A 21630-nucleotide genomic window follows, 5' to 3' on the forward strand; every position below is an offset into this window, starting at 1 on the left:
CCTGTCAGTCTTGTTCTTAGCCGTTCAGTGAGTCAGCACGCGGCCATGCCGCGCATCCCAGCCCAGGCGCACCGGCATGCCGGCGGCCAGGCGCAAGAAGTCGTAGTCCGAGGACGGCACGCGGACGATCAGCGGCTTGCTGGACAGCGCCGTGTTCACGTGCAGGTTGGTGTCCAGGCCGTGGTAGGCGACCTCCGCCACCTCGCCATGGATCTGGTTGTCGGTGGCCGGCGTGGCGTCGGTGAGCACGCGCAGGCGTTCCGGGCGCAGCGCCAGGGTCACGCTCTCGGGGCTGGACTCGGCAGTAGTCTCGATGTTCAGCACCTGGTCGCCCGCCTGCAGGCGATTGGTGCCCAGGCGACGACCCTCGATCAGGTTGCTGACGCCAATGAAATCGGCGACGAAACGGCTGCCCGGGTTCTCGTAGAGTTCGCTGGGGCTGCCGCACTGGCAGACCTTGCCGTCACGCAGCACGGCCATGCGGTCGGACATCACCAGGGCTTCTTCCTGGTCGTGGGTGACCATGATGAAAGTGATGCCGCTCTCGTGCTGCAGGCGCTTGAGTTCCAGCTGCATCTTCTCGCGCAGCTTCTTGTCCAGCGCGCCGAGCGGTTCGTCCAGCAGCAGCACGCGCGGGCGCTTGACCAGCGCGCGGGCCAGGGCGACACGCTGGCGCTGGCCGCCGGAAAGCTGGTCCGGGCGACGGTTGGCCAGTGCGCCGAGCTGCGCAGTTTCCAGCACTGCATCGACGCGCTGGCGGATCTCGCCGGCGGGCAACTTCTCCATCTCCAGGCCGTAGGCGATGTTGCTGCGCACGGTCATGTTGGGGAATAGCGCGTAGGACTGGAACATCAGGTTCAGCGGGCGCTTGTTCGGCGGTAGCGGCGAGATGTCCTGGCCGCCCAGGTAGATGGCGCCGGAGCTGGGCGTCTCGAAGCCGGCGATCATCCGCATCAGCGTGGTCTTGCCGCAACCGGAGGGGCCGAGCAGCGCGAAGAACTCATTCTCGCGGATCGCCAGGGATACCTGGTCCACCGCCGTCAGGCCCTCGCCATAGGATTTGCTGACCTGGTCCAGCACCAGCAGGTCGGAAGACTTAGTCATGGGCTTTGGGCACCTTGTTCAGACGTTGGGAGGCGAACAGCGCGGTGAAGCTGACCAGCATCACCAGGGTGGCAAGGGCGTTGATTTCCGGGGTCACGCCGAAGCGGATCATCGAGTAGATCTGCATCGGCAGCGTGGTGGAGGCGCTGCCGGAGCCGGAGTTGAAGAAGGCGATGATGAATTCGTCCACCGACAGGGTGAACGCCAGCAATCCACCGGCCAGCACGCCGGGGAAGATCGCCGGCAGCAGCACCCGGCGCGCGGTGGTGAACCAGCCGGCACCGAGGTCGATGGACGCTTCGAGGATCGAATAGTCGAAGTGCTTGAGGCGCGTGCGCACCACCGCGCAGACGAAGGCGATGTTGAACACCACATGGCTGAGGATGATCGAGTGCAGCCCCAGGCTCATCTTCAGCAGGTTGAAGAAGCTCAACAGCGCAATAGCCAGGACGATGTCGGGGATGATCATTGGCGCCATCAGCAGGGTGTCGGCGATGTTGCTGCCTTTCTTGCCGCCGCTGCGCGCGCGCATTTCCACGCCCAGCGCGAGCAAGGTGCCAAGCACGCAGGCGATGAAGGTGGAGGTCAGTGCGACGATCAGGGTGTTCAGCGCCGCGTGCTGGATCGACGCGTTGGCCAGCAGCTTGGCGTACCACTTCAGCGATGCGCCGCCCCACGCGGTGGGCAGGCCGCTGGCGTTGAACGACAGCAGGATCAGCACCAGGATCGGTACATAGAGGAAGGCGTACACCAGCCACAGGTGCGTGCCGAGGGCGATGCCGGACGGATTACGCATGGCGTTCGCCCTCCGCGCCCTGGGCCCGGCGCGAGACCATGGCCTGGATGAATAACAGCAGCAGCATGATGCCGATCAGGAAGAAGCTCAGCGCCGCGCCGAACGGCCAGTCCCGCGCGGTGAGGAACTGCGCGTAGATCAGGTTGCCGACCATCTGCACCTGCTTGCCGCCCAGCAGGTCGGCGGTGATGAAGTTGCCGATCGACAGGACGAAGACGAACACCGCGCCGGCGGCCACGCCGGGCACCGACAGCGGCAGGATCACCCGGCGGAAGGTGGTCCAGCCGGAGGCGCCGAGATCACGCGAGGCCTCCCAGAGTTCGTTGTCGATGCGCGACAGCGAGCTGTAGATGGCGAGGATGACGAAGGGGATGTAGTTGTAGACCAGCCCGAGCACCACGGTGGCGTCGGTGTACAACAGGTTGATCGGCTCACCGCTGTAGCCCAGCAGGTTGAACAGCCGATTGAGCAGGCCTTCGCGGTTGAGCAGGACGATCCAGGCATAGGTGCGGATCAGGTAGTTGCTCCAGAACGGCAGCATCACCAGGAACAGGTACACCGCCTGCCGGCGCGGCGTGGTGCGGGTAATGGCGTAAGCCGCCGGGTAACCGATGAGCACCGCGAAGAGCATGGCCAGGCCGGCGATCTTCGCCGAGCGCAGGAGGATATCGAGGTACAGCGGGTCCACCGCGCGGCGGTAGTTTTCCCAGGTAAACACATAGTCGATGCCACCATAGGCACCGCGCTCGAGGAAGCTGTAGACCAGCACCAGCAGGCACGGCAGCAACAGGAACAGGGCCAGCCAGCCCAGACCGGGCGCGAGCAGCCAGGCCGACAATTTGCGGTCGGCGGATAAAGCGGTCATGCGTAGTTCCCCCAACCCCACGCCAGGCGGGGTGCTTCAGGGTGGTTGTCTTCGGTGCGATTCTTCGCTGAATCACCGGGGCGCCATCGCAGCGCCCCGTTGGCGCGACTTATTGCGCAGCCATGATTTCCGTTACCGCGCGGGTATAGGCCTTCTGCGTCGAACCGCCTACGTCACGCAGCTGCTGTTGCTTCACCAGCTCGGCCGGTGTGGTGGTGAGGTTGGGATACTTGGCCAGCAGGTCCGGCTTCAGGGTCGCCATCGCCGCCTGGTTGGGCACCTTGTAGAGGATGTTCTCGGCAACCCAGGCGTGGTTCGCCGGCTCCAGCATGTAGTTGATGAAGCGGTAGGCGGCGTCGGGGTTCTTCGAGCTCTTCAGCACGACCATGGTGTCCACCCAGAGGTCGGAACCTTCCTTGGGCACGACGAACTTGATCGCGTCGTTGGCCTGGGTACCGTAGTTGCACCAGCCGTCCCAGGCGTGGGCCATCAGCGCCTCGCCCGAAGCCAGCTTGGAGTAGAAGGTGGTGTCATCGAAGGACAGCAGGCGCTTCTTGGTGGCGATCAGCTGGTCGCGCACCGCGTTGATCTGGTCCGGGTTGCCGTCGTTGACCGACCAGCCGTTGGCCAGGAAGCCGGCGCCGAGCAGCCAGCGGTCGGTGGCGAGCATGGTGGTCTTGCCCTTGAGGGCGTCGGAAGGCTTGAGCAGGTCGCTCCAGCTGGAGGGCGCCGGGCTGACCTTGTCCGAGCGGTAGCAGATACCGGTGGTACCCCAGGTGTAGGGCACGGAGAAGTGGTTGCCCGGGTCGTATTCGAGCTTCTGCGCCTCGGGGTAGAGATTCTTCAGGTTCGGCACCTTGGCCGGATCGATGTCGGCGAGCAGGCCCTGCTTGTGCAGGATCTCGGCGAAGGGAGAAGAGACGAACACCACGTCGTAGCCTTCGCCGCCGGAGGCCATGAGCTTGCCCATGATCTCTTCGTTGGTGGCGTGGAGCGACTTGTCGGCTTCGAGGCCAGTCGCCTTCTGGAACTTCTCCAGGTTATCCGGGGCCATGTAGCCGTCCCAGATGGAGATCACCAGATCCTTGGCGCTGGCCGTGGTCGCGGACAGCGTGAGCGCGAGGGTCGCCCCTGCGTAGAGCATGGTCTTCAGCTTCATCTTGCGCACCTGACGATTGGTTGTTGTTGTGTCGACGGCAGCGGAACGAAAAGCGTACTACATGTCTTTTTTTCAAAATAAAAACCGAACCGCTGGCGAAGTCAACAATTTCCTACAACCATTTCCCACATTCTTGTTGGACCACCCTCGCTGTGGCATAAGGGTTCGCCCCGCGACCACCAGCCCGCCGGGGCCTGCCGGAGAGAAGCCGCTTGAACAAGGACACCGAGAAAAAACCCCGCACCAACCACCTGGAGCTGGCCCGGCGGATCATCGAGCACGCCCAGGACAGCGGCCTCGGGGATGGCGACGGGCTGTCCGAGCAGCAACTGGCGCGCACCTTCGGCGTCTCGCGCACACTGATCCGCGCCGGCCTGGACCTGTTGCTGGAGCAGCAACTGGTCGCCCACGAGCCGGGCAAGGGCTACCGTCTCGCCGCCGACCCCGCCGCCCAGGTGCTTGGCCCCGCCCTGCCCCAGGCCGAGGAACAGGCGCTGGCCGCCTCGGTGCTGCGTGACCGCATGGCCGGAAGGCTCGGCAACAGCCTCAGCGCCAGCGAGCTGATGCGTCGCTACGACATCGGCCGCGCCGCTGCGCAGAAGGTGCTCGCGCAGCTCAGCGAGGATCAGGTACTGGAGCGCGGCGCCGGGCAGAGCTGGTCGTTCCGCCCGTTGCTGAACAACCTCGCGGCGCTGGAAGACAGCCTGCGCTATCGCCTCATTCTCGAGCCCGAAGCCCTCCTGGCCCCAGGCTTCGACCCGGACCTGGCGCGCCTTGCCCTGCTGCGCGGCGCCATGGAGGAACTGCTGGGCGCACCCATCGAACGCTTCGACGTGGCGCAGTTCCGCGAACTGGACATCGGCTTCCACGAGCTGATCGCCCAGGCCTGCAGTAATCGCTTCGTCGCTGATGCCCTGCTGCAGCACCAGCGCCTGCGCCGCCTGCCCAACCTGCTGCCGATGGTCAGCGTGCACCGCCTGCAGGAAGCGCTGCGCGAGCACCTGCGGATCATCGAGCAGATCGAGCGCGGCCAGCTGGAAGTCGCCGCCGACCTGATGCGCCTGCACCTGCGGCTGTCCTTCGCGCAGCGTCCGCAGACCGCCAACCGCGGGATTCCACAGTCATTCGGCGGGACGCGCCGCTAAGTATTTTTCACTCACGGTGTTTTTTTTAACGAAAAAATGCAGTATCAGTTTCACCCAGTGCCCGTGAGCAACACCCGGATGTGCCCATGACGCAAAGAACAAGAACCATCGCCTTCTTCCCCGAGGCCAGCTTCGGCGCCGCGCTGAACTGCATCGGCATCGCCCAGGCCCTGCGCGAACTCGGCGCACGCCCGGTGTTCATCTGCCATGCGCACTTCCAGGGCATCTTTGCCGAGTACGGGTTCGCCGAGTACCCGCTACAACTGGACTCGCCACTCTCCGCCGCCGATCACCAGCACTACTGGGAGCGCTTCATCGAGCGCAACGTGCCCTACTTCGACCAACCGCCCCTGGCGCAGATCGACAGCTACGTGGCGCCGGCCTGGGAAGCCATCATCGACACCGCCATCGAGTCGGAAAAGCCGCTGCAGCAGCTGCTTGCCCGGCTCAAGCCGGACGCCATCGTGCTGGACAACGTGGTCACCTTCCCCGCTATCACCGCCGCCGGCTGCCCCTGGGTGCGCATGGTCTCCTGTGCGGAAACCGAACTGCCCGACGCCGCCGTGCCGCCCTACCTGTCCGGCGCCAGCAGCAGCGATGCGCAGGCCTGCACGAGCTTCCGCGAACACTACCTGCAGGCAACCAGACCAGCCCATGAGCGCTTTGCCCGCTTCCTCGCCGAATGCGGCCACCCGGCCCTGCCCGCCGGCCAGTTCCTCGAGGACTCGCCCTGGCTGAACCTGCTGCTGTCGCCGACGCCGGTGCGCTACGAGCGCAAGACCCCCCTGCCGGCCGAGCGCTACCTGTACCTCGATGGCTGCGTACGCAGCGAGGCACCGTACATTGCGCCGCAGTTCCCCCGGCATGACGACGCACCGCTGATCTATGTGAGCTTCGGCAGCCTGGGCGCTGCCGACGTGGCGATGATGCGCCGCTTGATCGACGCCGTGGCGCAACTGCCCTACCGCTTCCTGATCAACGTCGGCGCCTACCGCGAGCATTACGACACGGTGCCGGACAACGTCTACCTCGACAGCTGGTACCCACAGCCGGCGGTGCTCCGCGAGTGCCAGTTGTTCATCCACCACGGCGGCAACAACAGCTTCTGCGAAGCGCTGTACTTCGGCTTGCCATCGGTGATCATCCCCTACTGCTGGGACGGCCACGACAACGCCCGGCGTGCCGAGGAAGTCGGCGTGGCGCGCTACCTGCCACGCTTCGAGAACCCGCTGGCGGCGCTGCCCACTGCCCTCGCCGAACTGCTTGCGGACACAGCCATGCAGCAACGCCTGGCCGCCGTGCGCGAACAGATGCAGGCATCGCGTGGCACCGAGACAGCCGCACGGGCGATCCTGGCAGTCTGTGCCGACTGAGGGTGGCAATGGCACCTTCGAAGCGCCGCGCATTGGCTCTCTGCAAGGCACCGCCGCGTCCGTAAGCTGGGCTGCAGCAACCTGGAGCCCGGCATGACCGCCTTCGATGACCAGCCGAGCCTGCTCGGCGAAAACCTGCAATTGCGCCCACTGCGCGCCGATGATTTCGAGGCACTGTTCGCCGCCGCCGGCTCGCCGGAAACCTGGGCCGGCCACCCTGCGAAGGACCGCTATCGCCGCGAAGTCTTCGAGCCCTACTTCCAGTTCCTGGTGCAGGCTGGCGGCTGCCTGCTGATCCTCGACCGGGCAAGCGGCAAGGCCATTGGCTGCTCGCGCTATTACCCGGTGCCGGACCAGCCGGACGACATCGGCATCGGCTTCACCTTCATCAACCACCGCTACTGGGGCGGCGCGACCAACCGCGAGCTGAAGACACTGATGCTCGGCCACGCCTTCGGGCACTTCGAGCGCGTCTGGTTCCACATCGCGCCGAGCAATATCCGCTCGCAGAAAGGTACTGCGAAGCTGGGGGCAGTACTGGCCTACGAGGCCACGCTGGACCTCTCCGGCACGCCCGCGCAATGGCTGTGCTACGCACTGCCGCGCGAGCGCTGGGCAAGCGTCGCGGCCAGCTAGGCGAGCCAGCGGAGCCGGCTCGCCCAGTTGGCCGAGGTCAGACCCGCTCGATGGACGGCAGCGTCCACTGCCCGGCCACCACCGGCTGCTCCGGCCCGTAGATCCGCAGGATGACGTTGAACGGCCCCTGCCGCGTCGACGGCAGCCAGTTCGGCTGCTCTGCCGTCGCCGGAGCATCGGCCTGGATGTACAGCGTCACCCCGCCGTCGGCATCGCGCACCAGCGGGTCACGGCTGCTCAGGCAGTAACGCTGGATCGGATTGTCGACCAGTTGTCGGTCAGGCAGGTCGTACAGGGTCAGCGACCAGAATTCCCTGGCTGGCGGCAACTGGCCGGGAGCGAAACGCAGGCGATAGCGCTGCCCGCCCTGCAACGGCTGTTGCCTGCTGTCCTTGCGGCTGCCCAGGTAGATCGCCTCTTCCACGCTATTGCCATAGATGCCGCTGGCCGCCGCCGCGGCGCGGCTCAGGTAGTCGTTGTGCATCGCGGCGCGGGTGCCGAACAGGCCGGCGGATGAGCGCAGCGTGGCGCCCTTGGCCTTCAGCTCCTCGACGCCCTGCTGGATGCCGGCGGCCAGCGCCTGGCGCTGGGCCGGGCTCAGCGCCTCGGGGTTGAACATGAGCCCAGCACCGATACCGGCGCCAGCGAAACGCTGGCGCAGCTCCACCTCGCTCGGGTCCGTCGGGCAGAACGCGAGGATCTGGTTCAGGTGCGCAATGAATCCCGCGCCGAGATCGCGCGGCAGCTCCCAGGGCAACCATTGCACCGCTGGCGCGGCAGCCGGCGCCGAGCCGCCAGCGAACTCATGCAGCGGGCGCAGACGGTACTGTTGCTGGAGTTCGCGCACCGCCGGCAGGTCGGCGGCGCTGCGCAGTCCGGTGCGGCCCAGGAGCATGGCGATCTGCGTTTCACTGCGCAGCACCTGGCGGATGCCGGCGGGCGTCGCGCCGTTCCAGTCGGGCCCGGCAATCAGGTAGTCGCCCGCCTCGCGGCCGGTGCTGAGCACGCCGACATAGCCGAAGTTGAAGGTGTACTGGTCCACCAACTGGTGCACGTAGTAACGATCCTCGGCCACCGCCGGTACGCTGAGTACCCAGGGCTCGGCGCGCAGGTCGAGCCAGGCCCAGGAGTACGGCGTGTCGTTGTTGGGCGTCACCACGTCGCGGTTCTTCGGGGTGAAGAGTTCGCTGTAGTGACGGAATACGCCGAAGCCGCCGACGTACTCGGGCGAGGCGGAATCGAGCGCCTGCTTCTGCATCGTCTGGTAGTGCATCAGCATCGGGTAGGCATAGATCCATGCCTGGCGAACGATATCCTGGAACGCCACGGGGTCACTTTCCAGCGCGACGGGGGCGGCCAGCAACCAGCTCGGCACGCAGCCCAGGCCGAAGCCGAGCGCACCGCTGGCGCCGAGGAAACGGCGGCGGGTGAGAGTCGCGGACATGGCTTACTCCTGGCTGGAAACGGGCTGAACGGCCGGCGGCTGGTAGTCGCCCTTGAGGGCCTTTGCCTGCGGCAGGTACATGCGCAGGATCAGGTTGAACGCTCCCTGCGGCGCCGGCAGCCAGTTGTCGCTGCTGCTCGGCCGGGCATGCTGGATGTTCAGGGTCAGGCCACCATCGGCATCCTTCTTCAGGTTGCTCGCGCTGTTGATGGCGTAGCGGTTCAGCTCATTGGCAGAAAGCATCTGGGTCTTGCCGTCGTAGAGCGTGACCGACCAGAAGGCATCCACGGGCGGCAACTCGCCGGGCGCGAAATGCAGGGTGTAGGACCGGCTGCCATCGAGCGCCTGGCCGCTGGCATCGACGCGCGTGAGCGGGTACATCGCCTCCGCCGGATCGTTGGCGTAGATGTACTTCCAGGCGACCGCCGCCCGCGTCAGGTCGTCGTTGCCGTAGTGGCCGATGTTGATCGGCGAGTTCTGCCAGCCATTGACCGGTGCAGCGAAACGCTCGGTGGCGGCGCGAATCTTCTCTCGCCCGGCCTCGGCGCCCTGCTCCACCGCCTGGGCGATATCCGCCGGCAATTGCCGAGCATCGAACGGCTTGCCGGTGCCCACGCCGATCTGCGCGAACTGTTTCAGGCGCTCCTGCTCCTCGGCACTCCAGGCATGCCAGGCGGAGAGGCCGTTGAAGTCGATGAATGCGTTCTCCGCCGGGCCTTCCTTGGTTGGCAGATACGCCGGCACCTCGATCTTGTGCGGCAGCAGCGTGGGCTTGGTGCTGCGCAGCTTGTAGCCGTCCATCACGGCCTTGGCGGCGTCGAGGTCGGCTTCGCCGTCAACCGCGGTGCGGCCGAGCAGGAAGACGATACGGCTGGGCGAGCGAATCACCTTGCCGTGGAAACCCTCAGGCGCCTGGCCATCCCAGTCGGGGCCGGCGATCAGGAAGCTGCCGGCCGCCCGCCCGGTGGCGCGGGTGCCGATGTAGTCGAGGTTGTTGGTACGCATGTCGATCAGCTGGAAGCTGTAGTAACGCTGCGGCACCGCCGGTACGTCGAGAACCACCGGGTGCTCGCGCAGATCGAGCAGCGCGTAGGAGTAAAGCGTGTCGTTGTTCGGCGAGACCACGGTGCGGTCTTCCGGGCCGAGCAGCGTGGTCTTGTTGTAGAGGTAATTGACCGGCAGCTTGGCGGCGATGGCTTGCAGGGTCTTGCCGTGCTCGGCCGTGGCGAAGGCAAACAGGTAGGCCTGCTCGGCCAGCTCGCGGGCGTCTTGCGCAGTGGGCGCGGCGGCCCAGGCATGACCGGCGAACAGCGGCAGGATGGCGAGTGCAGGCAGCCAATGACGCATGGGAGTTCCTCGTTCTTCTTGTTGGACCGCCCGGCCATGCGGCGCCGACAGCGGGTGCTGGAGCAGAGTGCGACATCTCCGGCTGGCGCTGGTTAGCGCCAGCGGACAAAAAGCGATCAGGGCGCCCCCGAGCCTGGCGGCCAGCGCAGAAACGACAACGCCACCCCGGCCTTGCCGGGATGGCGCTGTAGCCCCGGCCACAGTGGCCGGGGGGTGAGCGCAAGGTTACTTGGCCCAGCGACGCAGGTCGGATGGAGTGTAGTCGCTCATCTTGGCGCGCTGCCCGGTCTTCAGGGCGCTGTTCTCTTCGTTCATCAGGCCATTGACGAAGTAACGCCCGCTGATCAGGTCGTAGGCCGCTGCCAGCGCCTCGTAGGTGAACTGCTTGTCGTAGTAGGGCATGGCGTGGGACTGGTAGTTGCGCCAAAGCTCGCCACGGCTGTCGTAGAGCTCACCGAGCAGGATGTTCCAGCTGTCCTCGTCAAGGTAGTAGCGGCGCTTGCTGTAGACATGCCGCGCGCCGGGCTTGAGGGTTGCCTCGACGACCCAGACGCGATGCTTCTCGAAGCGCATCAGGTCCGGATTGAGGTGGCCGGTCTTGAGGATGTCGGCATATTTCACCGAACGATCGTAGAGGCGGAAACTGTTGTAGGGGACGAGCAGCTCCTGCTTGCCCACCAGTTTCCAGTCGTAACGGTCCGGTGCGCCATTGAAACCATCGAGGCTGTCGGCGGTGACCATGCCATCGCTGTAGCGCGCACTGTTGTCATAGGCAATCAGCGGCGCCCGGCGTACCCGGCGCTGGCCAGGGATGTACTGCCAGGCCGCGCGCGGCTCGGCAACCTGGTCCATCGGCTCGTGGGTCAGCACCGCTTCGCCGGAAAGCCGGGCCGGCTCCAGCACACGGGTCTTGAACATGAAGAGCAGGTTGGCGTCCTTCGGCAGGTCGTCGACGGTCTCCGCGTAGTTCATCTCGGTCTGCGAGCGGACCAGGCTGTAGACGCCATTCTCCTTCACGTTGGCCGAACTGAACGTGCGCTCCAGGCTGCCGCCACGGTAGCGCGTGATGTGGTTCCAGATCGCCTCGACGCCCGCCTTGGGCAGCGGGAATGGCACGCCACGATGGTAATTCAGCACGCCGTTGCCGCCGTCGGCGAGCTTGCTCTGCTCGACGTTTTTGCGGGTCTCGGCGTTGATCTCGTCGGGCAGCCGGGCGCTGCGGTGGCTTGGGTAGACGTTGATCTTGTAGGTGTTGGGATAGCGCTTGAGCATCGCCTGCTCACCGGGGCTGAGCCACTGGCTGTACTGCGCGGCGTTGGCCGGAGTGACGGTGAACAACGGCTTTTCGGCGGCGTAGGGGTCGGCATAACCGCCCTTGGCGTCAACCTGCCCGGCGTCGGGCTTGAGGCCGCCGGTCCAGGCCGGAATGCTGCCGTCGGCGTTGCCGGCCTTCTCGGCACCGACCGGCGTCAGGCTGTTGCCGAGGTCGGCCGGGGTGGTGGCATGGGCGCAGAACGCCAGGCCCATGGCCAGCGCCAGGGCAGAAAATTTCACGAAATGCATGGTGCGGTTCCTCAGAAGTCGACCTTGGCGCTGACGCTGTAGAAGTCGCGGTCGTCGAGCGTGCTGTACTTGTTGGAGCCGAAGAAGCTGTTGTAGCCGAACTCCAGGCTGTAATCGTTGAGGTAGTTGAAGGCCAGCGACAGGCCGGCCGCCATCTGCCCCTCCTGGAACGGGCCGCCCGGATCGTAGGAGTAACCCTCGACGTCGTGGCGGAAGTTCAGGCTGGGCAGCATGTTCACACCCGGCAGCACATCGCTGTACTCCAGGCCGGCGCGCAGGCGATAGCCCCAGGACCAGGGCGTGGTGAATCCGTCATCGGTGCAGTAGCGGTTGGTCACGCCGCTGGCCACGGTGTTGCACTGCGTGCCGTTGAGCGGCGCGCTGCGGCCGAAGGCGGAGTTGCGCCCCAGGCGCTCGTCGCCGACATCGCCCACGTGCACCACGCCCGCCTCGCCGAGCAGGGTCAGGCGGGTGGCACCGAGGACGTTGTCGACGATCTGGGTGGCGGAGGCGGTCATCTGCCAGACCGGCTTGCGCACCCAACCGTCCAGGGTCTGGCCGGTGGTGGTGGCGCTGGCCGGAATCCCCTCGATGGCCGAACTGCCGGATGGTCCGGTGATCATCGCCACGTTCATGTCGGGGCCGTTGTAGGCCACCGGCATGTTCGGCCGGTAGCTCAGCTCCGCTGCCAGCGAGGTGCCCCAGCCGGGCAGCGCACCGTTGATGCTCATGCCGTAGAGGTGGATGTTCTCCGGGAAGGCAGCGGCGTAAACCGGCCCCTGTACGCGGCCGATGGGGAAGCTGCCGGGCTTGCTGGCGTCGCGCGCGGTGAGCTGCAGGTAAGGCAGGCGCGCGTGGTAATTGACGTAGTAGAACGCCGCCTCGGCATCGTTCAGCGAGCTGATCAGCGTACGCAGGGCAACGCCCCACTGGCCCTGGTCGGACGGGTCCTGGTCGTCGCCGTGGGACGCATACAGGCCGCTGGCCTGCATCTGCGCGTCGGTCTGCACCTGGCTCAGGTACAGCGGGCCGCAACCGGGCTGGATGGCGTCGCTGGTGGCGAAGAAGGTGCCGCAGCCGTCGAGCACGCTGGGCCGCCAGTTGTACTGGTAGAAGCCCTCCAGGTTCACCTTGTCGGTCAGGCCGAGGTTGAACGAGAGCATTTCGACCGGCAACTGGCCTTCCTTGATGTCCACGCCGGGCTTGTTGAAGGCGCTGTAGTCCAGCGGGTTGATCACGTTGATGCCGTTCTGGATCAGCACCGCCTCGCCCCAGGACATCACCTGCTTGCCGAGTTTCAGGTTCAGCGGGTGTTCGGCGACGTCGAAGTCCTTCCACACATAGGCATCGAGCGTGTCGAAGCCATGGAAGCGCGCCAGGGTCGGCCAGCCGTCGTCGTCGAAGTCCTTGAAGCGGCCATCGCCGGTCTCGTAGGCGTGGTCGTACCAGTACTTGAAGCGAACGAAGGCGCCCTGCCCGTCGCCCTCCAGGCTGAAATCGGTAAGGCCCTTGAACATCTGCGAGATCGGATCGCCCTTCTTGAAGTTCAGGCGGTTGTCGTCGGCGCTCACGCTGGTGCCATCGGCATTGCCGATGTGCTGCGCCTGGAGGGCGTTGGCGTGGGTCATCAGATGGCGATCGGGGTCCTGCGCCGACCAGCTCGCCCCCAGGCTGAGGGTGGTCTTGGTCGACAGGTTCCAGTCGTCGTTCAGCTCAAAGGTGGTGGCCTGCGCGTCGAACGCGCCAGCGACCGCGAGGGCAAGCAGGAGAGGTCTGGCGATGCAGTGCTGGCGCCGCCCCATGTATGTATGGGGAGCGGGGGCCAGATGGATTCTTGTCATTATTGGCTCCGGATGGGTGGTACCGCCGCTCAACCATGAGGGGGACGAGCACGGCGACCACAAGCCGGGGCCGACAATTTTCGATCATGTCGAGTATTGGCCGAGACGGAACTGCTTGGGCGTGACCCCAAAACGCTTGCGGAAGGCGCGGATGAAGTTGCCGCTCTGCCGGTAGCCGATACGCTCGGCGATGCGTTCGATCGGCTGGTCGGAAGAGCGCAGCCAGATGCGCGCCAGGTTCAGGCCGTCGCCATTGCCGGTCTGCGCCGCATCACCCCATTGGCGCCGCAGGCTCTGGTAGAGGAACTCGTTGGCTCCCGCCAACGGCGTCGCCAGCAGTGCCGTGGGCAGCAGCAGGAAGGGCGAAGGCGCCACCCGCCAGGGCACGCCCCACTCGCCCAGCGTCGTCGTGCAGCGTTGTTGCGCAGCGATGCCGACTTCCTGGCACACCAGCGCCGCCGGCAGCCCGACGCGCCGGGCAATATTGCGGATCAGGGTCAGCACCGCGGCATCCAGGCCGAAGTGATGCAGGTCATCGCGGACCAGTTGCAGGGTCAGGCGTGTGACGTCGCCCTCTTCCTCCAGGCGCGCTTGCACGCAGTTGGTCACCGTCGGCAGGTATTGGCAGAACGCAGCCAGGCTGGTGCCCAGGTCCGGGGCGGAGTCCAGCAGGATGTTCAAGCCCTGCAGGCAATGGGTCGCCATGCTGTTGAGCAGCTCGCAGCCGAACAGCGGATTGCCGCTGGCGCGCTCGCACTCGCTCCACAGGCGCTCCACCTGTTCCGCCGGGATGCGCGCCCGATGGTCCGCCAGTTGCGCTTCGGCAATGCCAGCGCGCAGGCGCAATTCTGCGGCGCACAGCCCGACGCGGGCGGCGTGCAGGAGGATGGTACTGGCGAAGGCGCTGGAAGCGAAAAGCAAGGGCGACATGGTGCGGGTTCCGGCTCGACGGGCTGTTTACTAGACCAGCCACCTCTGCTATCCATCAAATTCATTCGACTCAACACTTCTATGCGTAGGACGCATCATGGAACTCAGACAGCTCCGCCACCTGGCCGCCCTCGCGGACTTCCAGAACTACCAGCGCGCCGCCGACGCCATAGGTCTCAGCCAGTCGGCGCTGAGCCGCAGCATCCAGTCCCTGGAGCGCGACCTCGACTGCCTGCTGGTGGACCGCCAGAGCCGCGACTTCCGCCTGACCGGCCAGGGCGAACTGGTGCTGCAGCATGCGCGGCGCCTGCTCGCCGGTACCCGTTCGCTGCGCAACGAACTGCAGCAGTACAACGGCCTGGATGCCGGCGAGCTGCGTTTTGGCTGCGGGCCTTATCCGGCGCAACTGCTGGTGCCCGAAGCCATGGCTGACTTCATCCGCGCCCACCCGGCTGTCCATGTCGGCTTCCTGATGGGCGACTGGGAACAGATGGCGCAGTTGCTCAAGGAAGAACAGGTGGAATTCTTCGTCGGCGACGCCCGCGAATTCGCCGGCGACCCTGATTACCAGGTGCGCTGGATGGAATTCCGCCCCGGGCGCTTCTTCTGCCGCTCCGGCCATCCGCTGGCGGCCGCTGAGCATCTGCAACTGGCCGACCTGCTCGACTACCCGCGCGTGGGTACGCGCATTCCGCCACCGCTGCGCAAGGTGCTGGCCGAAGTGATCGGCGAGCGCGACTTCCACATGAACATCGAATGCGCACAGTTCGCGGCGATCCTGCATATCGTCGCGCGTTCCGACGCGGTCGGCCTCGCGGCGGTGGAGGCGCTGCACGCGCCGGTGCAGCGCGGCGAAGTCGCCTTGCTGCAGATCGCCGACATTCCCCAGGACCGCACCGAGCTGCGCCTGCACTACGGTATCGTCAGCCGTGCCGGCTTCGGCCTGTCGCCAGCGGCGCAAGCCATGATCGAGGCCATCTTCGCGGCGGATGAGCGCCTGCCGCGCGTGCTCGGACGGGCCATTGCGCCCTAGCAACCTGCGTACGTGAGCACACTCGCCGCGCCTCCCTTGTCGCTGCCAGGCGCAATGCGTATGGTCGTCCGCCAGCCCCGCCGAGTCATGGTCCGCAATGAGCCCAGCTGCCGCCCCTCCGTCCAACGCCTTCTACGCCCCGACGCTACTGCCGGCCGTGGAAGAGCTGCTGGCGCGCGGTATTGCCGCCGCGGAGCTGGAAGCCTGCATGCGCCGGCCCCTGCTGGAGTTGCGCACGCCGCTGGTGCGCGTGCCGCTGTTCCTCTCCCGGCGCTTCTGGGACCTCGCCGAGCGAGCCAGCGGCGAAACCGCCATCGGCCTGCTGGCGGGCAAGCGCTTCGTGTCGACCCTGACCAACGGCCTGACCTACCTGTTCGACGTGGCACCGACCCTGGAAGCCGCCTGCACCTACTTCGCCGAGTACTTTCCCTACTTCAACGGATCACTGCGCGTCGAACTGCGCGCCCAGGGTGAGCAGGTTGCCCTGGTTCTCTCCGAGTGCGGTGCCCTGCTGTCCGGTCGGCAGAGCCGCGAGTACACCGTGGTCGGCATCTGCAGCCTGCTGCGGCGCAAGCTGCTGGCCAGCGGCGTTGCCCAGGACGCGCTGCTCGGCATCCAGTTGCCCGGCCACGCGCCAGCACACGCCGAGCTCTACGCACAGGCCCTGCGCGCGCCCCTGCACTGGCGCAGCGATACCACCGAGGTCGTGCTGCACCTGCAACCGGCGCTGTTTCGCCAGCCGCTGTCGCCGGCCAACCCCGAGCTGGAGGCGATCCTGGTCGGCATCGTCGAGGCCGCGCGCGGGCAGACCCAGCGAACCCTGCTCGACGAAGCCACCGAGCATATCGCCAGCACCCTGGCGGAAGGCGCGAGCTTCCAGTCCTTCTGCAGGACGCGCCACCTGACCGAGCGCACCGCCGCACGCCGGCTGCTCAGCCAGGGCTGGCGCTACAGCGAGCTGCTCGACGAGCAGCGCCGCTACAAGGCGCTCGACCTGCTGGGTGTCGCCGAGCTGTCGCTGGCACAGATCACCGACCAGCTCGGCTACGGCGACCTGCAGAGTTTCTCCCGCGCCTTCGGCCGCTGGTACGACAGCAGCCCGGGGGCCTGGCGCGAAGCTCAGCTGCGCTGAACCTTCACGGCCAAGCCCGGTGGCGGCAGCGCAAGCGGGTTGCCACGCAACCTTGCGCTACGCTGGCAGACGTACTGGCGGATTGCCTTCCCGCAGCGCATATGGTTAGGTTCCGCGACCCCGAACAACTTCGTCGAGCACGCCAGGTGCAGGCGGGAACCCCGCCGCGCATTCACCCCGCCGACCGTGCTCGACTCCCTTGGCTGCACCTTCCCTGACGCGAGCCCATGGTCACCACTGTCATCCTCAGCATGCTCTGCGTGCACCTGTTGTGTTTCTGCGTGATGTTCCTGCTGATCAGCACACGGCTGAATGGCAAGAAAATGGGCATGGAAGTCTTCGCCCTGGGCAATTTCCTGCTGGGCATGGCGTACATCCTGCAGTTGCTCGGCGGACCGGCGAACGGCACGGCGATGAGTATCGTCAATCACACGCTGACGCTCTGCGCTCCGTTCGCCTACGTGCTGGGCGCCATGCGCTTCTTCGACCGCCCGACCCGGGTGTGGCGCCCCTTGCTGGCACTGGCGGCGCTCTACACGGCGCTGCAACTGGTGGTGCAAGCGACACTCGGGACCGAGGCACGTCATGCGCTACTGGCAGGCTCGTGCGCCCTGCTCTTCCTGCTCATGACGCTGGCCGTGCTGTACGCCCGGCGAACCGTCGCCCGGGACCTGCGCGTCGAGATGATCGTCTGCGCCATCCTGATCGGCGGCATCTGCGCGCTGAACGCCGCCAAACTGCTGATGATTGTCCAGGGAGGGCTGGCCGCCCTTGACATGAACAGCGGCTTCCAGAAGGTCTTCTACATCTACATGTCGTTCCTCGGCACCGTGCTTCCTCCCTGCGCCGTCTGGCTGGTGCTGCGCCGCCTCACGGACGAACTGCGGACCATGGCGGCCCACGACCCGCTCACCCAACTGCTGAACCGGCGCGGGCTGATCGAGGGGCTGGAAGGGCATTTCCGTTCCCGCATCGCCGGGCCCGCCTACCTGCTGATCGTGGATATCGATCACTTCAAGCAGATCAACGATAGCCACGGCCACAAGGTGGGCGATCTGGTGCTCTGCCACGTCGCCAATATCCTCAAGGCCACTGCGCGCAAGGGCGATCTGACCTGCCGGCTCGGCGGCGAGGAGTTCGTGCTTGTCGGCCTCAATACCAACAGGGCTGGCGCCGTGCAACTGGCCGAGCGCACCCGTGCCGCGATCGAGCACAGCGAGGTACCTGGCGCCCACCCGGATCATCCGATCCGCTGCAGCGTAACCATCGGGGTCTCGGAAGAGTTCAGCAGCACACAGGCTCTCGATGCCTGCATGCAGCAGGCGGATGCCGCGCTCTATCGGGGCAAGACGGCCGGGCGTAACCGCGTCGAGTGCGCCAGCGCACAGGAGGCCCAGGGCGCCAGGACATGACCAGCCGCCGCCCGACCGCAGGCCGCCACGACAGAAGGCGGCCTAGGCCGAACATGGAACTGCGCGTCAGGGCGAAATGAACTGGCGAACCGCCTGGATCGTCTGCGCCGGCGCTTCTTCCATCAGCCAGTGCCCGGCACCCGGCACCACCACTTCGGTGACGTTGTCGGCGGCATTGCGCATGACGATGGCTTCGTTGGCGCCGAAGGACTTCTCGCCGCCGACGGCGAGCACCGGCATCGTCAGGCGAGTCTTGTTCGACGTTTCATTGTCCACGGCATCCTGGCGAATGCTGCGGAACTGCAGGAAGGCCGCGTGCATCGCCCCAGGGCGGGCGTAGAGCTTGGCGTAGTGTTGGCGAGTCGCCTCGTCGACCTTGCGCGGGTCGCCGGCGAACTCGTTCCAGAAGCGGTCCAGGTAGATGCGTTCGCGCCCTGCCACCAGCCGCTCCATATCCGGTCCGCCAAAGTCGAAGTGCCAGAGCAGCGGGGAACGGACGATTTCATTCCACGGCGGAATTCCGGGTACCGGAGCGTCCATGACCACCAGGCGCTCGGTCTGCTGCGGATAACGCGCCGCATAGGCGTAGGCCACCATGGTGCCGATATCGTGGCCGACCACCACCGAATGCTCGATACCCAGCGACGCCAGCACCGCGCGGATATCGCCGGCCTGGCTCTTCTTGTCGTAACCACCGGCCGGGATCGATGACAAGCCCATGCCACGCAGGTCCGGCACCACCACGGTGTGGTCCCTGGCGAGATCCGTGGCCAGTGGCGCCCACATGTCGCCGGTATCGCCAAACCCGTGCAGCAGCACCACCGCCGGCCCACTTCCGCCAACGCGCACGTGAATGGTGCCACCGTCCACGGCGACCTCCTGTGTGCGGAAGGCGGCCGGGAATGCCACCACCCCTGCCTGGGCGGGGATGCTCAGAGTCAACAGCAGAGAAGCGGCCAGCAGAATGCGGATCATCATGTTCTCTCCAGGGGTATCGACTGGAGGAGCGTAGTCCGGTTTGCCAATCCCATGCGGGCTCGCCCTGCCGGTTCGGTGTCAGGCCGGCGGACAACAGGCGATCGACCAGCGCGTCCAGGCAAGACTACGGCGGATCGATGGCACTCAGCGATGGATCGGAGAAACTGATCCTCGGCGTCAATCTGAGGGTATTCGCCTGCACACTCGCCATCCTCATGACTGTCGCTGCCGTGGCCATGGATCACCGGCAGCGACTGGCCGGGGCGTCCGTACCAGGCTGAAGCCTGGCCGCACATACTGCCGCCTGGACGGATTCAACTTGCCAATCGAGAACCCGCGAGGACCACAGACAAACGGCTCGCTTGAAGCCGGTGCCTGACTCCAGCCTGAGGCGGGCAATATCATCGGTGCAAATGCCACTTCCGCTGGAACCTTCACGAGGGCAGGCTTTCGCATGTCGGTGCACGGAGGGCGTGGGGGCCAGACGCCACGGGTTACCTGCAAAGCCTGTAGTCGGTAGACTCCACGTCCTGCCACCGAGAGAAATCACCACTGACGAGGGATCGTTCATGTCTGCAAAGTCTCTTCTGCGCATCGGCGCGCTCGGCTTCGGCCTCACCGCACTCGCCGGGTGCTCCCACTACTTCCAGAGCATCCCGGACATCATGGCGGCAAGTGACTGGGAAGGACGGCCCCTGCAGGAGGCCATCGATACCTTCGGCAAGCCCACCGATGTCGTTAAGGATGAGCAGAACAACTCGGTTGCCCGCTGGATCTACAGTGAACAATTCACCCGTACGCAGGGCTATAACGAACTGTCAGCCGGCCCGACAGCCGGGAGCGTGATGGTTACGCCGCACTCCTACCAGGAGTCCTACGGCAAGGAATGCCGTCTGGAGTTAACCTTCAATTCGCAGAACGTCATTACCGATTTCAAGACCTGGAAAAGCGTGGGCGACGCCTGTAACTCCTACTCGTTCTCCTACCCGAAAAAGTAGCCGCACGCCCCGGATAGCCGGGAGCCCGCACCCCACTTGCATGGGGTACGGGCCAGCGGATTCAGCGCTTTTCCTGCAGTGAAACAAGTCCTCGTCGAGGCCTGGCTATCAACGCTTCCAGCGTCGCCGCACCTAGTCAATACGCTTGACCACGCCATCCGGGTAATAGGCGATCTGCAGGGTCCGACGCAGCCCCATCAAGTGACCTTCCCCATACCAGGTGATGTTGTCCTGGCGCAGGGTCATGCCATCGTTTCCATACTCGTACTCACCGCCGTTGGAGGTGCTGAAGGCGAAGCGTTGATCGTCCAGGCGCCTGATCTGGTAGCGCGTGCCGGGCAACGGCATCTGCTCCTTGGCCCGTTTGAGGTAGGCCGGCGCCAGCTCGGAGAACAGCTCGCGGGCTTTGCCCTGGTACTGGGCGGACGTCAGGCCGGGAGTCTGCTGGAGCTTTTCGGCGATCAGCGTGAAGTACTCGGCATCGGTGCGCGCCAGGGCCATGCGCACTGCCATGACTTCGCCCAGACGACGCGGATCGACCTGCAGCTTGCCATCGGCCGTCTTCTGCGCAGCGACGAAGTCCTGGCTGTTGGCCTGGATCAGCGGTGCTGTCGCCAGGAACGCGGCGCAGGCGATCTCCTGGGCCTGGTGATTGCCGTTGACCAGCAGCGCGGTCACCCCGCCCTTCTGTTTCAGGGTCTCGGCGATCTCACCACTGGCACTGACGAAGCGGTCGACATCGGCCTGCTTCAGCTCGCCACGGGCCAGCCCGCAGATGTGCTGCATCACTGCCGGGTTGCGCTTGCCGTCCACCAGCGGCGACATGCTGAAGACCGCATTGCGGATTACCGGCAGCGCAGGATACTCGAGGGTACCGAGGGCCTGGTCCTTCACCTGGGTACTGCTGGCGTTGCGCGCACTGTCATTGCAGCCGACCAGCAGGCAAAGCGGCAACAGGCTGGCGACCAGCCACTTGCTGGAAATGCTCATGATTCATTCCTCACTCGAGATGGGCTGAGCCGCGCTGGCGGCGAGTTCGACGACGACCCGGCGGTTACTCGCCAGGCACTGGATCAACTGCTCCCGCGGTGCATCCGGGCAGCTCACCAGCGGCTCGGCGGCACCGACCCCACGCACCTGCATCAGCCCTGCCGGTACGCCCAGCGCGGCCAGGTAATCGCGGACCGCTTCGGCGCGGCGTCGCGAGAGGTCGAGATTGTGGGCGCGCGAGCCAAGGCGGTCGGAGTGCCCGGTAACCGCGATGCGTTGCGGCTGTGCACGGCGAATCTGCGCAGCCAGGCGATCCAGGTTGCCGCGACCGGCAGCGCTCAGGTCCGCCCGGTCGAAGGCGAAGCTGGCATCGGCGGACAGCGTTACCTGCTGCACCGACGGGGCAGGCTGGACAACAGGACTGGCCGCCGGCTTGAGCTGATCCAGGCAATTGGCCGGCGAGAACAGGAAGCTCTGGGCTTGCAGGTCCTTGTCGAACAGCACCTTGTACTGGCAGACCAGATCGGCCTGGCCGGCACGGCGGAAGCGCAGGATGTAGTCCCATTCGCGAACGGCGAACATCCCTTCATGGAAGTGCGGTGCGCCGATCAGCTCGTAGAGCTGCGCCTTGCTCATGCCCGGCTGGATCTTCGCCAGGTTTTCAAGATTCGCGTAGCTGCCCTGCGGACGGTAGGACTCGCTGACGGCAGGGAATCTGGGTTCGCTGCTGTGGCCTTGATCATCCACCTGGCTGAGCGAGCCGCAGGCTGACAGCAGCAGCCCCGCACACGAGAGGGTCAGCAGGCGCAGCACGACGGAATTGAACGTATTCATGTTGATCTCCTGGAACTGGCCCGGCCGTAGCCGGGCCTGGATGGAAAGAC

At 65.9% G+C, this 21630-nt stretch carries 19 protein-coding genes; 7 read left to right on the forward strand and 12 right to left on the reverse strand.

Annotation, left to right across the window (positions count from 1 at the left end):
* Positions 1-24: 24 nt before the first annotated feature.
* The 4 genes from N5C91_RS24445 to N5C91_RS24460 form a co-directional block, all read right to left on the reverse strand.
* On the reverse strand, positions 25-1104 hold the full coding sequence (locus tag N5C91_RS24445; protein ID WP_279832609.1) for an ABC transporter ATP-binding protein: 1080 nt from the start codon (positions 1102-1104) through the stop codon (positions 25-27).
* Positions 1097-1900 (reverse strand): ABC transporter permease, encoded by an 804-nt coding sequence (locus N5C91_RS24450; RefSeq protein WP_279832611.1) that lies wholly within the window; start codon positions 1898-1900, stop codon positions 1097-1099. Before N5C91_RS24450 ends, N5C91_RS24445 begins: the two co-directional genes overlap by 8 nt.
* Positions 1893-2765, reverse strand: a complete 873-nt coding sequence (locus N5C91_RS24455) for an ABC transporter permease (RefSeq protein WP_279832612.1) — start codon at positions 2763-2765, stop codon at positions 1893-1895. Before N5C91_RS24455 ends, N5C91_RS24450 begins: the two co-directional genes overlap by 8 nt.
* Positions 2766-2874: 109 nt before the next feature.
* Complete coding sequence (locus N5C91_RS24460; RefSeq protein ID WP_279832614.1) at positions 2875-3924, reverse strand: spermidine/putrescine ABC transporter substrate-binding protein; 1050 nt, start codon at positions 3922-3924, stop codon at positions 2875-2877.
* Positions 3925-4136: 212 nt separating this feature from the next.
* Between N5C91_RS24460 and N5C91_RS24465 the strand changes: the two genes are divergently transcribed.
* The 3 genes from N5C91_RS24465 (at position 4137) to N5C91_RS24475 (ending at position 7078) form a co-directional block, all read left to right on the forward strand.
* On the forward strand, positions 4137-5069 hold the full coding sequence (locus N5C91_RS24465) for a GntR family transcriptional regulator (RefSeq protein WP_236173500.1): 933 nt from the start codon (positions 4137-4139) through the stop codon (positions 5067-5069).
* Between the two features lie 86 nt (positions 5070-5155).
* Entirely contained in the window at positions 5156-6442 is a 1287-nt protein-coding gene (locus tag N5C91_RS24470; protein WP_279832616.1) for a glycosyltransferase, read from the forward strand.
* Between the two features lie 93 nt (positions 6443-6535).
* A complete protein-coding gene (locus tag N5C91_RS24475) occupies positions 6536-7078 on the forward strand; it encodes a GNAT family N-acetyltransferase (protein ID WP_279832617.1) in 543 nt (180 codons plus the stop codon).
* A gap of 37 nt (positions 7079-7115) precedes the next feature.
* Here the strand turns inward: N5C91_RS24475 and N5C91_RS24480 are convergent, their stop codons facing one another.
* The 5 genes from N5C91_RS24480 to N5C91_RS24500 form a co-directional block, all read right to left on the reverse strand.
* On the reverse strand, positions 7116-8522 hold the full coding sequence (locus N5C91_RS24480; RefSeq protein ID WP_279832619.1) for a DUF1254 domain-containing protein: 1407 nt from the start codon (positions 8520-8522) through the stop codon (positions 7116-7118).
* Positions 8523-8525: 3 nt separating this feature from the next.
* Positions 8526-9869 (reverse strand): DUF1254 domain-containing protein, encoded by a 1344-nt coding sequence (locus N5C91_RS24485; protein ID WP_236173504.1) that lies wholly within the window; start codon positions 9867-9869, stop codon positions 8526-8528.
* Between the two features lie 225 nt (positions 9870-10094).
* The gene (locus N5C91_RS24490) at positions 10095-11432 is read right to left on the reverse strand and encodes a DUF1329 domain-containing protein (protein ID WP_279832621.1); all 1338 of its coding nucleotides are present in this window, start codon (positions 11430-11432) and stop codon (positions 10095-10097) included.
* 11 nt (positions 11433-11443) lie between these two features.
* The gene (locus tag N5C91_RS24495; RefSeq protein WP_279832622.1) at positions 11444-13273 is read right to left on the reverse strand and encodes a DUF1302 domain-containing protein; all 1830 of its coding nucleotides are present in this window, start codon (positions 13271-13273) and stop codon (positions 11444-11446) included.
* Between the two features lie 84 nt (positions 13274-13357).
* A complete protein-coding gene (locus N5C91_RS24500) occupies positions 13358-14203 on the reverse strand; it encodes an AraC family transcriptional regulator (protein WP_236173507.1) in 846 nt (281 codons plus the stop codon).
* Between the two features lie 97 nt (positions 14204-14300).
* Here N5C91_RS24500 and N5C91_RS24505 point away from each other — a divergent pair, with 97 nt between their 5' ends.
* The 3 genes from N5C91_RS24505 (at position 14301) to N5C91_RS24515 (ending at position 17780) form a co-directional block, all read left to right on the forward strand.
* A complete protein-coding gene (locus N5C91_RS24505; RefSeq protein ID WP_279832623.1) occupies positions 14301-15236 on the forward strand; it encodes a LysR family transcriptional regulator in 936 nt (311 codons plus the stop codon).
* 97 nt (positions 15237-15333) lie between these two features.
* The gene (locus tag N5C91_RS24510; RefSeq protein ID WP_279832624.1) at positions 15334-16368 is read left to right on the forward strand and encodes an AraC family transcriptional regulator; all 1035 of its coding nucleotides are present in this window, start codon (positions 15334-15336) and stop codon (positions 16366-16368) included.
* 227 nt (positions 16369-16595) lie between these two features.
* Positions 16596-17780: a GGDEF domain-containing protein gene (locus N5C91_RS24515; RefSeq protein WP_279832626.1), complete on the forward strand. Its 1185-nt coding sequence runs from the start codon at positions 16596-16598 to the stop codon at positions 17778-17780.
* A gap of 66 nt (positions 17781-17846) precedes the next feature.
* On the opposite strand, the gene N5C91_RS24520 is transcribed toward N5C91_RS24515, so the two are convergent.
* Positions 17847-18755 carry an alpha/beta hydrolase gene (locus N5C91_RS24520; RefSeq protein WP_347815392.1) on the reverse strand — a complete coding sequence of 303 codons (909 nt, stop codon included), beginning with the start codon at positions 18753-18755 and terminating at the stop codon, positions 17847-17849.
* 572 nt (positions 18756-19327) lie between these two features.
* Here N5C91_RS24520 and N5C91_RS24525 point away from each other — a divergent pair.
* Positions 19328-19756: a hypothetical protein gene (locus N5C91_RS24525; RefSeq protein ID WP_236173512.1), complete on the forward strand. Its 429-nt coding sequence runs from the start codon at positions 19328-19330 to the stop codon at positions 19754-19756.
* 132 nt (positions 19757-19888) lie between these two features.
* Here N5C91_RS24525 and N5C91_RS24530 read toward each other — a convergent pair whose 3' ends face one another.
* Both N5C91_RS24530 and N5C91_RS24535 read right to left on the reverse strand, forming a co-directional pair.
* Positions 19889-20746 carry a hypothetical protein gene (locus N5C91_RS24530; protein ID WP_236173513.1) on the reverse strand — a complete coding sequence of 286 codons (858 nt, stop codon included), beginning with the start codon at positions 20744-20746 and terminating at the stop codon, positions 19889-19891.
* 3 nt (positions 20747-20749) lie between these two features.
* Complete coding sequence (locus tag N5C91_RS24535; protein WP_279832631.1) at positions 20750-21580, reverse strand: OmpA family protein; 831 nt, start codon at positions 21578-21580, stop codon at positions 20750-20752.
* Positions 21581-21630: the final 50 nt, after the last annotated feature.

This window comes from Pseudomonas sp. GD03903 (assembly GCF_029840045.1).
GTDB lineage: Bacteria > Pseudomonadota > Gammaproteobacteria > Pseudomonadales > Pseudomonadaceae > Pseudomonas > Pseudomonas pseudonitroreducens.